This window comes from Amycolatopsis sp. NPDC006125 (genome assembly GCF_040614195.1).
Lineage (GTDB): Bacteria > Actinomycetota > Actinomycetes > Mycobacteriales > Pseudonocardiaceae > Amycolatopsis_E > Amycolatopsis_E tucumanensis.
This window is the reverse complement of the sequence record NZ_JBEXTZ010000013.1, coordinates 43,897-56,786: the sequence shown is the minus strand read 5'-3', so window position 1 is coordinate 56,786 and position 12,890 is coordinate 43,897. Positions and strand designations below refer to the sequence as shown.

Sequence of the window (12,890 nt, the reverse complement as noted above, 5' to 3'; positions counted from 1 at the left end):
CCTCAGCGTGGGTCTCGTTGCGCGAGGCGTGCGGGCAGCTCGAAGGCGCCGTCCGCGTTCGGCGGGAAGGGGTGCACGGCCACCACGGCTTCGGCGCGGATCGGGCCGTAGACGTGCGGGAACAGGATGCCGTCAGGGTGTGGCGGGTCGCCGGCCTCCCAGCGCAGCGGGACGTCCAGCCGCGCCGGGTCGATCTCCAGCAGCACCAGGTCCGTGCGGCCGCGGTAGAGCGCGTTCGCCGGGATCGCCACCGTGCCCGGGTCGGAGCAGTGGATGAAGCCGACCGTGTCCAGGGACGGGGCGCGGTAGTCCGCGCCCGTCCAGTCCGTGGCCGCGCAGAGGTGCAGGATCACTAGCGGAGCGTCAGCTGCCTGCCGACCAAGCCGTCGCGCGCACGGCGCTCGGCGGCGGTCAGCGGCTCGGCGTCGACCGACTTCAGGGCCTCCTCCAGGCGGGCGCCCAGCTGCTCGGCAGGCTCGGCCCACTCGCGAGCGTGCGCCTCCGGGTCCAGGTCCCACACCGGCACCAGCAGGCCGTGCGCGCGGAACGACCCCGCGTAGCGGGAGCCCTCGCCGAGTGACAGCTCACCGGCCGCGGACAGGCGCGCAAGCGCTTGCATCAGGCGGCCCTCCGGCTCCGGCCGGACCCAGCGCAGGTGCGCCTTCTCGCCGGCCAGTACCCAGTAGGAGCCGGTGCCCAGGCGCTCGGTCGGCATGATCGCCTCGTTGGCCCGCTCCAGCGAGACCTTGACCTCGCCGCTGGGGTCGGTGTCCTCGGGCAGCCACCAGTCGAAGTTCGAGTGCAGGGTGACGTCCAGCTCGGCGTCGGCCACCAGCAGGTCCTGCAGGCGCTCGCCATCGGCGGGCGGGCTCGTGGTGTCCGGCACCGGCAGCACGTCGCCCGGCTCGGCCGTCAGCGCCCAGCGGATCGCGCGGCCCAGGTCGCGGCTCACGTCGCTGGAGCGGGTCTGCACCTGGAGCCCGACGAACACCTCGCCGTCGGTGCGCACGAACGCGGCCGCGGCCATCGGCAGCACGGTCGCCAGCGTGATCTGCCGCTCGCCCGCGTCCACAAGGGACAGCGGCGCGGTGGCCGACGGCACGAACTCGCGCAGCGCGATCAGCTCCGGCTCGGCGGCCAGCCCCTCGAACGGCTGCCCCACGAACACTTCGCGGACCTTCGGTGCCTTGTCCTTCTTCGGACCCCGCTTGCGCGCGCCCTTGCCCATCTCGCCTCCTCGGACTACAGGCCGCAGACGCTACCGAACCGGGCACGGCCCGCCGGATCGGGGGATTAGGCTCGGGTCGTGTTCGATCCCCGTGACCCCGCCTTCCTCGCCGACCCGTACCCGGAGTTCGCCCGCCTGCGCGCGCAGGCGCCGGTGCACCAGCACGACGGGCTGGGCCTGGCGATCGCGGTGTCCCACGCGGCGGCGTCGGCGGTGCTGCGGCACCGCGGGCTGGGCCGGATCTGGACCGACGCGAGCCCGGCCGAGCAGTTCGTGTCGTTCAACCTGCTGCACCGCAACTCGCTGCTGGAGAACGAGCCGCCGGTGCACACACGGCTGCGCCGGTCGATCTCGTCGGCGTTCGGGCGCGGGCACGTCGAGCGGTTGCGGCCGACGGTGATGCGACTGGCGGACGAGCTGGTGGCCGGGATCGCCGAGGCCGGGTCGGCCGACCTGCTGGACGCGCTCGCGCAGCCGCTGCCGGTCGCGGTGATCTCCGAGCTGCTGGACGTGCCGGAGGCCGACCGGCCGCGGCTGGTGCCGTGGTCGAACGCGATCGTGAAGATGTACGAGTACGGGCTGCCCGAGGAGGGCCGGGTGGCGGCCGAGCGGGCGGCGACCGAGTTCGTCGAGTTCCTGCGCGAGCTGGCCGAGCGGCGCCGCCGGGAGCCGGGCGAGGACCTGATCACGGACCTGTTGCGGGCCGAGCTCACCGAGGACGAGGTGGTGGCCACCGCGGTGCTGCTGCTGATGGCCGGACACGAGGCGACGGTCAACGTGATCGGCAACGGGGTCTGGGCCCTGCTGCGGCACCCGGACCAGTGGCAGCGTCTCGTGGACGACCCGGGCCTGATGCCGGCCGCGGTGGAGGAGCTGATCCGCTTCGACTCGCCGCTGCAGCTGTTCGAGCGCACGGCGACCGAGGACGTGGAGATCGCGGGCTTCCGGGTGGCGAAGGGCGAGAAGATCGCCGCGCTGCTCGGCGCGGCCGCGCGGGACCCGGAGGTGTTCGCCGAGCCGGACACGCTGGACGTCGCCCGCAGCGACGGCACGCACCTGGGCTTCGGCGCGGGGATCCACTACTGCATCGGCGCGCCGCTCGCCCGGATCGAAATCGCGGCGGCGCTGGTCGCGCTGACCAAGCGGTTGCCGGGCCTGCGCCTGGCGGGTGAGCCGGAGCGCCGACCGGAGTTCGTGATCCGGGGGCTGAAGAACCTGCCGGTGACGGTCTAGCGAGCCGCGCTTTCGCGGCCGGTCCCGGGATCCGCGCGAGGGGCGGCGCACGTCCGGCGGAGCGGCAGCCCAGATCAGCGCGCCGCGCCGGTGGGGCGTGCCGTGCGCAGCTCCGGGGCCGGGGCGCCCTTCACGGATCGCACCTGCAGTGGGCGCAGCCGGTCGGTGCGGACCGGCGCCAGCAGCGTCGTCAGGCGGTACACCAGCACCGCGGTCAGTCCGGCCAGCACGGCGGCCGCGGTGTTCAGCAGGCCGGTCAGCAGCACGCCGTCCGCCATCGCCTGCACGCCGTCCTTGAAGCGCCACCCGATGACCAGCACCATCAGCACCTCGTTGACCACCCAGGCCGCCCACCAGGCCAGCACCAGCCGCGACGGGCGGGGGCGGCGGTCCGGCTCGCGGCCGAGCACCAGGTGCTCCAGTTCGGCGAGGATGGAGCCCGCCATCACCAGGTTCACCCCCGGCACCAGCACCCCGGCGACCACCTCGCGCGTCGAGCGGGCCGGTTCCTGTCCGGCGGCTTCCGCGGCGGCACTGCGGGCGACCAGCAGCCACCACAGCGTCGCGGCGACGGCGATCAGCCCGAACACCACGGTCAGCAGCGACGCGATGATCTCCAGCGCGTCGGAGAACGCCACGGTCGCCGCGTGCAGGGCCGTCGACCGGCTCATCACCAGCAGCGCGTAACGCCAGAACTCGGCACCCGCCGCGACCGCGGCCAGCCCGGCGAGGAACCACAGGATCGTCACGGCATTGCGGTGCAGCACCCGCACACGCTCGACCGGGCTCGGATAGCCGGACGGGGTGCCGGGCACCGCCGTCGGCACCCGCCACGCCAGGTGCGGAAAACCCCAGCGCGGCGGCACGTGGTACGACGGCGGGCCGTCGTAGCGCTCGGCCGGGCGCGCCGGCCGGGGACGGATCGCACCCGGTGGAGGGTTCGCCACCCAGCTGACACGCGGTCGGGGGCGGTACGGCCTCGGGGTCGGGTGCATGGGACCTACAGGACCTCGGGCGGGCCGTCGTGCTCGCCGACGACCGGGCGGCCCTCGGTCTCCCAGGACTTCATGCCGCCCGCCACGTTGATCGCGTCCCAGCCGCTCGCGTTGAGCCACGCCGCGGCCCGCGCGGAGCGGCCGCCGGTGCGGCACACCACGTAGAGCGGCTGGTCGTCGGGCAGCTGGGCCAGTTCGTCGGTGCGCGCGGGCAGCTCGCCGAGCGGGATGTGGACCGCGCCGGGGGCGTGGCCGGCATCCCACTCGTCCTGTTCGCGCACGTCCAGCAACACCAGCCCGTCCGCGGGCAGTTCGGAGACGGACGCGGTCGGAATGTCACCTGGTTGCACGTTCACATACTGGCACGCGCACCCATCAACTGCACGTGAGCCCGAAAAAGGGCCACCCCCGTCGCGGGAGTGGCCCTTTCCGCCGTCCGTCAGGTCAGTGCGCGGTGGCCTTCTCGGCGTGTGCGCCGGTCAGCGCGCGCACCTCCATCTCGGCGTACTTCTTCTCGTTGCGCTCCTTCGACAGGACCGTGCCGAGGAAGCCCAGCAGGAACGACGCCGGGATGGACACCAGGCCGGGGTTCTCCAGCGGGAACCAGTGGAAGTCCACACCCTTGATCATCGGCTTCGACCCGCCGGACACCGCCGGCGAGAAGACGATCAGCACGATGCAGATGATCAGGCCGCCGTACATGCTCCACAGCGCGCCCTGGGTGTTGAACCGCTTCCAGAACAGCGAGTACAGCAGGGTCGGCAGGTTCGCCGAGGCCGCCACCGCGAACGCCAGCGCGACCAAGAAGGCCACGTTCTGGTTCTTCGCCAGGATGCCGCCGACGATCGCGAGCGCGCCGATCACCAGCGCGGTGATCCGGGCGACCCGCACCTCGACCTGCTTGCTGTCGACCTGGCCCTTCTTGATCACGTTGGCGTACACGTCGTGCGCGAACGACGCCGACGCGGTGATCGTCAGGCCGGCCACCACGGCGAGGATGGTCGCGAAGGCCACCGCGGAGATGAACCCGAGCAGGATCGGCCCGCCCAGTTCGAGCGCGAGCAGCGGCGCCGCCGAGTTGGTCGTGCCCGGCGCCGAGTTGATCGTCTGCGGGCCCACGAGCGCACCGGCGCCGTAGCCCAGCACCAGGGTGAACAGGTAGAAGATGCCGATCAGGACGATCGCCCAGACGACCGACTTCCGCGCGTCCTTCGCGGTGGGCACCGTGTAGAAGCGCATCAGCACGTGCGGCAGGCCCGCGGTGCCCAGCACCAGCGCGATGCCCAGCGACAGGAAGTCCAGCTTGCTGGTCTCGGTCTTGCCGTACTGCTTGCCCGGGTTGAGCAGGGCGTCACCGGTCGCGCCGCCGCGTTCGACCGCACCCTGCAGCAGGTTCGACAGGTTGAAGCCGAACTTGCCCAGCACCCACAGCGTCATCGCCAGCGCGCCGAGGATCAGCAGGACGGCCTTGATGATCTGTACCCAGGTGGTGCCCTTCATGCCGCCGATGAGCACGTAGACGATCATCAGGATGCCGACGATCGCGATGACGGCGTTCTGGCCCCAGTCGCTCTTGATGCCGAGGAGCAGGTTGACCAGGCCGCCGGCACCCGCCATCTGCGCGAGCAGGTAGAAGAACGACACCGCGAGGGTGGACACCGCCGCCGCGGCCCGGATCGGCCGCTGCCGCATCCGGAACGCGACCACGTCGCCGAGCGTGAACTTGCCGGTGTTGCGCAGCAGCTCGGCGACCAGGAGCAGCGCGACCAGCCACGCGACGAGGAACCCGATGGAGTAGAGGAACCCGTCGTAGCCGTTGACCGCGATCGCGCCCGCGATGCCGAGGAACGACGCCGCGGACAGGTAGTCGCCCGAGATCGCGATGCCGTTCTGCGGACCGGTGAACGAGCGGCCCGCCGCGTAGTAGTCGGAGGCGGTCTTCGTGTTGCGGCTGGCGCGGAACACGATCACGAGGGTGATCGCGACGAAGATCGCGAAGATGATGATGTTCAGCGTCGGGTTGCTGCCTTCGACGCCCTGCGCCAGGTTCCTCACTGCGCGTCTCCTTCGATCTCACCGCGGATCTTGTCGGCGATCGGGTCCAGCTTGCGGTTCGCGTACCGCACGTAGAGCCCGGTGATGAGGAACGTCGACACGAACTGCAGCAGGCCGATGAGCAGGCCGACGTTGAAGTTGCCGATCAGCTTCGTCGACATGAAGCCGTGGGCGTAGTCGGCGAGCAGGACGTAGACGAGGTACCAGACGAGGAAGAGGACGGTCATCGGGAAGACGAAGGTCCGCAACCTCTTGCGGAGCTCGGCGAACTCGGGGCTCGCCTGCACCTTCTGCCAGTTGTCACCCGGACCCGTCTCGTCGACGAGGTCCTGGTCGCTGGTGCTCACGGGACAACCTCCCTGTGCATGGTCTCAACCTCTTCCGGTCGTGTGATGCGGGTAGATCTTGCCGCGAAACGTGAGTCTTGTTGTTAATCCTTTCGAGTGAATGATCTTACGGAGAGTTGACGATCTTTCGCCGGTTAGACGTAGGAATGTCCATTTCGCGAATCACCAAACGGGCAAGATTTGCCGAAATGTCAACCGACGGTAAACGAAACCGCCAATGGAGTGAAAGTCGCCCGGGTGAGAACCGGGGTCACTTGCGGTGTCGGCCGCGTCCCATCCGGGTACGCTCTTCGGCCTGCCCGAACCGCGCGACCGCCCGATCGCGCATGAACCCGAGCCGGTCCGGGGCGTGCAGCCGCAGCATCACGGCGTTCACGTCGGCAGGCTTGCCGTTCGGCGTGGCCAGGCTGACCAGGATCGTCACCGCGAACGCGACCGGCACCGTGATCAACGCGGGCTGGTCGGCGAACCACGGCGCCCAGCCCCCGGTGAACCGGCTGACCAGGTCCACCACCAGCGCACCGAGCACCAGCCCACCGCCGATGATCATGCCCGCCATCGCGCCCGGCCAGGTCAGGCCGCGCCACCACACGCCGAGCAGCAGCAATGGCGAGAACGTCGACGCGGCCAGCGCGAACGACATCCCGACGCTCAGTGACAGGTCGTTCGGCCGCAGGAGCAGCGCGAGCGCCAGCGGCACCAGCGCGACCACACCCGCGGCGATCCGGAAGTCCAGCACCCGGCCCTTCGACAGGTCCGTCGACACCACACCCGCGAGGCTCACCAGCAACCCCGACGACGTGGACAGGAACGCCGCGAACGCCCCGGCCAGCACGACCGCCCCCAGCACCTGCCCGGCCACCCCCGGCACCATCGCCGACGGCAGCCGCAGCACCGCGGCGTCCGTCTGGCCCGTCACCAGCAGCTCCGGCACGTACATCCGGGACAGCGCCCCGAGGATCGTCGGGAACAGGTAGAACAGCCCGAGGAGCAACAGGACGTGCACCGTGGTCCGGCGCGCCGCCCGGCCGTCCGGGTTGGTGTAGAAGCGGACCAGCACGTGCGGCAGGCCCATCGTGCCGAGGAACGTCGCGAAGATCAGCGAATACGTCTGCAGCAGGTCCCGCACGCCCTCGGAGCCGGGGTGCAGCCAGTCGGAATTGGTGACCTCCGCGTCGCTCACCGTCGGGACCGGGGTGCCCGCCGCGAACCACACGCGGGTGCCCTGCGGCAGCTCCTGCGTCGAGCCCTGCACCCAGATCTCGTCGTGCGGCGCCGGGTCGCCCGGGTGCTCGATCACGACCTGCGTCAGCGTGCCGACCTCGAAGGCGACGTCGGTGCGGATGTCCACAGTGGTCTGCGCGGCGAACACCGGCGGCGCGGGCGACCCCAGCGAACCGGCGGGCCCCGGCTTGCCGCCTGCCAGGAACACCGCGCACAGCACGAACGCGGGCAGCGCGATCGCGAACAGCTTCAGCCAGTACTGGAACGCCTGCACCACGGTGATCGCGCGCATGCCGCCGGCCATCACGTTCACACCGACCAGCACGGTGACCGTCACCGCGCCGACCCAGCCCGGCACGTTCAGCACCGTCGTCAGCGCCAGCCCGGCGCCCTGCAGCTGCGGGACCAGGTAGAGGATCCCGATGAACACCACGAACGCGGTGCCGCACCGGCGCAGCGCGACCGACTCCAGCCGCGCCTCCAGGAAGTCCGGCAGCGTGTAGGCGCCCGAGCGGCGCAGCGGCGCGGCGACGAACAGCATCAGCGCCAGGTAGCCGGCGGTGAAGCCGATCGGGAACCACAACCCGTCGGCGCCGTCCTTCAGGATGATCCCGGCGATGCCGAGGAACGACGCGGCGGAGAGGTACTCACCGGAAATGGCGGCGGCGTTGCGGCGCGACCGCACCGTGCGGCGCGCGACCAGGAAGTCGTGCGTGGTGTTGGCGAACCGGGACGAGCGGTGACCCAGGTAGAAGGTCAGCACGGCGACGGTCGCGATGCCGCTCAGCGCCCACGGGTTCAGCTGCACGATCCGGATTGTCCCCTGCCCCGGCTCCGGCTCCGCGGGCCGGTCACGACTCGATCATGTCCACGAAGTCCCGCTCGTGCCGCTCGGCCAGCCGGTTGTAGGCCAGGCCCGCGAGCAGCAGCAACGGGAACGGCAACAGCCCCAGCAGCAACCACGCCAGCGGCACGCCGACCACGCGCAGCGCGGCGAACCCCGGCCACAGGTAGAAGGCCAGCGGCAGCGCGCCGAGCAGCACCAGCACCAGCGCGCTCAACCCGAGCGCGGTGCGCAGCTGGTGCTTGACCAGGTCGCGGATCAGCAGCTCGCCCCAGCTGGTCTGCTGCTCCAGCTCCAGGCGCGCGCGCAGCGTCGGCGTCGTCTTGCGGGAACGCGGATCCGCCAGCACCACCCGCTGCCGCTTCGGCGGTTTCGCCGGCTCGGGCGGCGCCTCGGGCGGCGGCGCGGGCGGGATCGGCTCCACCGACGCCGGCTGGTAGTTCTTGCCCAGCGTCGGGTCCGGCTCACGCACCCCGTCGGCCCGACGGTAGAAGTCCTCGGTCATCGACCACCCGTGAGTCGGTCCTTGAGCTCACGGGTGTGCCGCCGGGAGACCGGGAGCAGCTTCTCCTCGTTGCCGATCACGACCTGGTAGCCGCCCTGCCCCATGCGCAGCTCGGTGATCAGGTTCAACGCGACCAGGAACGACCGGTGGATCCGCACGAACCCGGCCTTCTCCCAGCGCTCCTCGAGCTGGGTCAGCGGGATGCGGACCAGGTGGCTGTTGCCGTCCTTGGTGAACAGGCGGGCGTAGTCGCCCTGCGCCTCGACCCAGCGCACCGACGAGCGCGGCACGAGCTTCGTGGTCCCGGCGAGCTCGACCGGGATCACCTCGTCGTCGTCCGGCGCGGCGGGCGCGGCCGCGCCCGGCCCTGGCGGGGCCACCGTCTTCAGCTTCTCCAGCACCCGCTCGACCGCCCGGTCCAGCCGGTGCTGGTTGCACGGCTTGAGCAGGTAGTCCACCGCGCCCAGGTCGAACGCGTTGACGGCCTCGTGCGCGTGCCCGGTGACGAACACCAGCACCGGCGCGGGGCTCATCGCGGAGAACACGCGCGCCATCTCCATGCCGGACAGGCCGGGCATCTGGAGGTCGGCGAACACCGCGTCGATCGGCGGCAGGCCCCGCTCCTTGCGCTCACGCACCTCCGGGTCCTCCGAGGCCAGCACGCGCAGCGCCTCGGAGGCGTCGACCGCGGTGAACACGCGACCGATGTGCGGGTTGCCCCGCAGCGTGTCGACCAGCAGGTTCAACCCGTGTGGCTCGTCGTCCACCGCGAGGACGAGCAGTCTTCTGGTGTCTTGTTGCACACTCACAGTGACTCGCATCCTGCCTATTGCAGGTTGTGATGTCCATACCGCGAGCGGGCGAGCGCTTTCAAATCCCGTAGCGTGACCAAGCAACTCGCTGTGCGACCGCGTCCAGGAGCGCCTGGGCGGCTGCCGGCGCGCCGATGCCGAGCCGGGCCAGCAGCGGCTTCTTCGGCTCGGCGATCGTGATCTCGGCGTCCGGCCAGCGCTGCTCGACGACCTCCCGCAGGTTGCCGATGCCGTCGACCAGGCCCAGCTCGACGGCCTTCGCGCCGAGCCAGACGTCACCCGTGAACAGCTCCTCGGTGTCGGCGAGCCGGTCGCCGCGGCGTTCCTTCACCCACTCCACGAACATCTCGTGCAACTGTGCGTGCATCTTCTTCAGCCACTCGACGTCCTCCGGCTTCTCCGGAGCGAACGGGTCGAGCCGCTTCTTGTTCTCACCCGCGGTGTGCACGCGCCGCTCGATGCCGAAGCGCTCCAGCAGACCGGTGAACCCGAACCCGCCGCTGATCACGCCGATGGAACCGACCATCGACGTGCGGTGCGCGTAGATCTCGTCCGCCGCGCACGCCAGCCAGTAACCGCCGGAGGCCGCGACGTCCTCGCAGAACGCGATCACCGGCACGCCCGGCTTCTTCGCGGCGAGCTGGCGGATCCGCTCCGCGACCAGCCCGGACTGGGTCGGCGCGCCGCCCGGCGAGTTGATCTGCAACGCGACCGCCTTGAGCCGGTCGTGGTCGAACGCGCGGGTCAGCGCGGACTCGACGGCCGCGAGGTTGATGGTGCCGCGCGCGAGCGGCGAGGGCGTCGGCGTGATCACCCCGTGCAGCTTGACGACGGCCACCACGTCCTTGCGGTCGCCCCGGTCGCCGATGCGCGAAATCCTGCTGCTCAGCCTGTCCGTCACGCTGGTCATGGCGCCAGGTTACGGACTCCGTCCGGTTTGTGCAGACGGCCGTTGCGGGCGGGCTCCGGCGGGGCTTCCGCGTAGTCCGGCAGGTCGGTGCGCACGCCGGGCGCGAACTTCGGCACCCGGAGCGTCACCTTCATCCCGGCGCCCGGCGCGGTCTCGACCATCAGCGCGTACTCGTCGCCGAACAGCTGCCGCATGCGCGCGTTGATGTTGCCCAGCCCGACGTGCGCGCCGGTGCGGTGCGAGTTGCGCAGGTCGGCCAGCCGCGCCGGGTCCATGCCGATGCCGTCGTCCTCGACGCTGATCAACGCCTCGGTGCCGTAGTCGGAGGCGGTGACGGTGACCATGCCGCCGGTCGGCTTGTTCGCCAGGCCGTGCTGCACCGCGTTCTCCACGAGCGGCTGGATGATCAGGAACGGCACCACGACCGACAGCACCTCGGGCGCGATCTTCAGCCGGACCTCGAGGCGGCCGCCGAACCGGGCCCGTTCGATCGTCAGGTAGCGGTCGATGTTGCGCAGCTCGTCGGCGAGCGTGGTGAACATGCCGGAGGTGCGGAACGAGTAGCGCGTGAAGTCCGCGAACTCCTGCAGCAGCTCGCGCGCCTCCTCCGGGTCGGTCCGGATGAGCGCGGAGATCGTGTTGAGCGCGTTGTAGATGAAGTGCGGCGAGATCTGCGCGCGCAGCGCCTTGATCTCGGCCTGCTGCAACTGGTGCTTGGACTCCTCGAAGCGGGCCAGCTCGAACTGGGTGGTGACGAACTGCGCGACCGCGTCGGCCATCTGGATCAGGCGCTTGCCGGAGCTGCGGCCCACCACGATGAGCGCCGCCTCGACCTCGTCCTCGACGAGCAGCGGCACGATCACCGCGGTCTTCATCTTGCAGGTGCCGCGGTGGTCGCACGGGACGTCGTCGTGCGAGACGACCTCACGGCGGGCCTTGCGGATGGACATCATCACGGCGCTGCTGAGGTCGAGGTAGTGGTCGTTGGCCTCGCCGTCCCAGGACACCAGGGTGCCCTCGTTGTCGGTGATGCCGACGGCGACGCACTTGAGCAGTTCGAGCAGCTGCGAGGTGATCCGGTCGGCGCTGGCCTGGTCGAAGCCCTCGCGGAGGTCCGGTGTCGCGCGGGACATGTGGTAGACGGCTTCCAGAACCGCGTCCTCGATCGAGCTGCTCGGCTTGCGGGTCCGCGCCAGCACGACGATCAGGACGATCAGCAGCACACCCGACACGCTCCACGGGATGATTTGCGAGATCGGCAGACCGGACACGGCGTCAATGCTCTGCGCTCGTGACGCAAGGTGCAAGCTCTTCAGCGCACTTTCTGTGCTGACTTCGCCACCCTGCGGGGTGAGGCGCTACTTGAGCAGGCGCGACAGGCGACGGTCCGCGAGCGGCTTGCCGCCCGTCTGGCAGGTCGGGCAGTACTGGAAGGACTTGTCGGCGAAGGAAACCTCACGCACCGTGTCCCCGCACACCGGGCAGGGCAAGCCGGTCCGCGCGTGCACCCGGAGGCCGGACCGCTTCTCGCCCTTGAGGCGGGCGGCGTCCTGGCCCACCGAGCGCTCCACCGCGCTCGTCAGGATCTGGTGCACCGCCTCGGCGAGCCGGTCCAGCGCGTCGTCGGACAGCTTGCCCGCGGTCGCGAACGGGGACAGCCGCGCGGCGTGCAGGATCTCGTCCGAGTAGGCGTTGCCGATGCCCGCGATCAGCGACTGGTCCGTCAGCGCCCACTTGAGCCGCTCGGTGCGGCCCGCCAGCAGCTCGGCCAGCGAATCCCGGTGCAGCGACAGGGCGTCCGGGCCGAGCCGGGCGATGCTGGGCACCTCCTGCGGGTCCCGCACCACCCACACCGCGAGGCCCTTCTTCGTGCCCGCCTCGGTCAGGTCGAAGCCGCGGTCTCCGAAGTGGACGCGCAGCGCGATCGGGCCCTTGCCCGGTTTCGGCGGCGCGGGCGAGAGGTTGTCCGCCCACCGCAGCCAGCCGGCGCGCGCCAGGTGCACCACCAGGTGCAGGCCGTCGCAGTCGAGGTCGAGGTGCTTGCCGAACCGGCCCGCCCCCGTCACCTCGCGCCCGTGCAGGTCGGTGTAGGGCGGGTCGAACGTCTTCAGCACCGCCAGCGACGCCACGTCGACGCGGCTGACCAGCCGCCCCACCGCGTGCTCACGCAGGTGGTACGCCAGCGCTTCGACCTCGGGCAACTCCGGCATCGCTACTCCATCGGCCGCAGCGGGCCCTCGAAGTCCGGGCCCGCCTCCCGCTGGATGGTCTTCGCGAGCCTGGTCAGCTCGCTGCGCACGCGGAACATGCCGGAGATGATCCCGACCCAGCGCTCGGGCGGCGGCTCGCCGGTGACGCCGCCGTCGGTCTCCGCGACGACCGTCCACGGCCGGTTCAGCACCCACCGCAGCGGGAAGAACACCGCGATCAGCAGCAGGCCGTAGATCACCCACGGCGGCACCACGACGGTGTCGGGCAGCCAGGCGACGAGGATGACGGCCAGCAGCACGCACACGGCGAGCATCGCGATGCCCGAGGTGTAGCTGCCGGAGATGTCCCGCTCGAAGTCCTCGGCGGTTGCCGGGCGGCGCCATTCCATCTGCGCCCGGACGACCCACTCGCGGCCGTCGCCTCCCCGCACCACGCGGTTCATCTTTCGCTGCCTCCCGCCACGGTCGTTCGCCCGTCCAACCGTAGCGTGGCCGCGGCCCGCCGCGCGAGACGCGGACGGAGATCG

The 12,890-nt window shown here is 71.0% G+C and carries 14 protein-coding genes; 1 reads left to right on the top strand and 13 read right to left on the bottom strand.

The window, feature by feature from the left end; genetic code table 11:
* Positions 1–2 precede the first annotated feature (2 nt).
* Positions 3–353, bottom strand: coding sequence for a DUF952 domain-containing protein (locus tag ABZ193_RS09575; protein ID WP_020416373.1), 351 nt, complete (start codon positions 351–353; stop codon positions 3–5).
* A complete protein-coding gene (locus ABZ193_RS09570; protein WP_020416372.1) occupies positions 353–1,228 on the bottom strand; it encodes a DUF5926 family protein in 876 nt (291 codons plus the stop codon). Before ABZ193_RS09570 ends, ABZ193_RS09575 begins: the two co-directional genes overlap by 1 nt.
* 78 nt (positions 1,229–1,306) lie before the next feature.
* On the opposite strand from ABZ193_RS09570, the gene ABZ193_RS09565 reads away from it, so the two are divergent.
* A complete protein-coding gene (locus ABZ193_RS09565) occupies positions 1,307–2,461 on the top strand; it encodes a cytochrome P450 (RefSeq protein WP_020416371.1) in 1,155 nt (384 codons plus the stop codon).
* Positions 2,462–2,535: 74 nt separating this feature from the next.
* On the opposite strand, the gene ABZ193_RS09560 is transcribed toward ABZ193_RS09565, so the two are convergent.
* From ABZ193_RS09560 to ABZ193_RS09510, 11 genes are all read right to left on the bottom strand, one after another.
* Complete coding sequence (locus tag ABZ193_RS09560) at positions 2,536–3,408, bottom strand: DUF4328 domain-containing protein (RefSeq protein WP_020416370.1); 873 nt, start codon at positions 3,406–3,408, stop codon at positions 2,536–2,538.
* A 53-nt stretch (positions 3,409–3,461) separates the two neighbouring features.
* The gene (locus tag ABZ193_RS09555) at positions 3,462–3,812 is read right to left on the bottom strand and encodes a rhodanese-like domain-containing protein (RefSeq protein ID WP_020416369.1); all 351 of its coding nucleotides are present in this window, start codon (positions 3,810–3,812) and stop codon (positions 3,462–3,464) included.
* 88 nt (positions 3,813–3,900) lie between these two features.
* On the bottom strand, positions 3,901–5,511 hold the full coding sequence (locus tag ABZ193_RS09550; protein ID WP_020416368.1) for a cation acetate symporter: 1,611 nt from the start codon (positions 5,509–5,511) through the stop codon (positions 3,901–3,903).
* Positions 5,508–5,858, bottom strand: coding sequence for a DUF485 domain-containing protein (locus tag ABZ193_RS09545; RefSeq protein ID WP_020416367.1), 351 nt, complete (start codon positions 5,856–5,858; stop codon positions 5,508–5,510). The genes ABZ193_RS09550 and ABZ193_RS09545 overlap by 4 nt, the downstream gene beginning before the upstream one ends.
* Before the next feature lie 250 nt (positions 5,859–6,108).
* Positions 6,109–7,890, bottom strand: coding sequence for a cation acetate symporter (locus ABZ193_RS09540; protein ID WP_237337474.1), 1,782 nt, complete (start codon positions 7,888–7,890; stop codon positions 6,109–6,111).
* 43 nt (positions 7,891–7,933) lie between these two features.
* Positions 7,934–8,431 carry a hypothetical protein gene (locus ABZ193_RS09535; RefSeq protein ID WP_237337473.1) on the bottom strand — a complete coding sequence of 166 codons (498 nt, stop codon included), beginning with the start codon at positions 8,429–8,431 and terminating at the stop codon, positions 7,934–7,936.
* A complete protein-coding gene (locus ABZ193_RS09530; RefSeq protein ID WP_354709533.1) occupies positions 8,428–9,252 on the bottom strand; it encodes a LytTR family DNA-binding domain-containing protein in 825 nt (274 codons plus the stop codon). Before ABZ193_RS09530 ends, ABZ193_RS09535 begins: the two co-directional genes overlap by 4 nt.
* Positions 9,253–9,301: 49 nt before the next feature.
* Positions 9,302–10,153 (bottom strand): S49 family peptidase, encoded by an 852-nt coding sequence (locus ABZ193_RS09525; RefSeq protein WP_020416364.1) that lies wholly within the window; start codon positions 10,151–10,153, stop codon positions 9,302–9,304.
* Positions 10,150–11,433 (bottom strand): histidine kinase, encoded by a 1,284-nt coding sequence (locus ABZ193_RS09520; RefSeq protein ID WP_354709567.1) that lies wholly within the window; start codon positions 11,431–11,433, stop codon positions 10,150–10,152. The genes ABZ193_RS09525 and ABZ193_RS09520 overlap by 4 nt, the downstream gene beginning before the upstream one ends.
* Before the next feature lie 78 nt (positions 11,434–11,511).
* Positions 11,512–12,363 (bottom strand): DNA-formamidopyrimidine glycosylase family protein, encoded by an 852-nt coding sequence (locus tag ABZ193_RS09515; RefSeq protein WP_020416362.1) that lies wholly within the window; start codon positions 12,361–12,363, stop codon positions 11,512–11,514.
* A 2-nt stretch (positions 12,364–12,365) separates the two neighbouring features.
* Positions 12,366–12,806 carry a hypothetical protein gene (locus tag ABZ193_RS09510; protein WP_020416361.1) on the bottom strand — a complete coding sequence of 147 codons (441 nt, stop codon included), beginning with the start codon at positions 12,804–12,806 and terminating at the stop codon, positions 12,366–12,368.
* Positions 12,807–12,890: the final 84 nt, after the last annotated feature.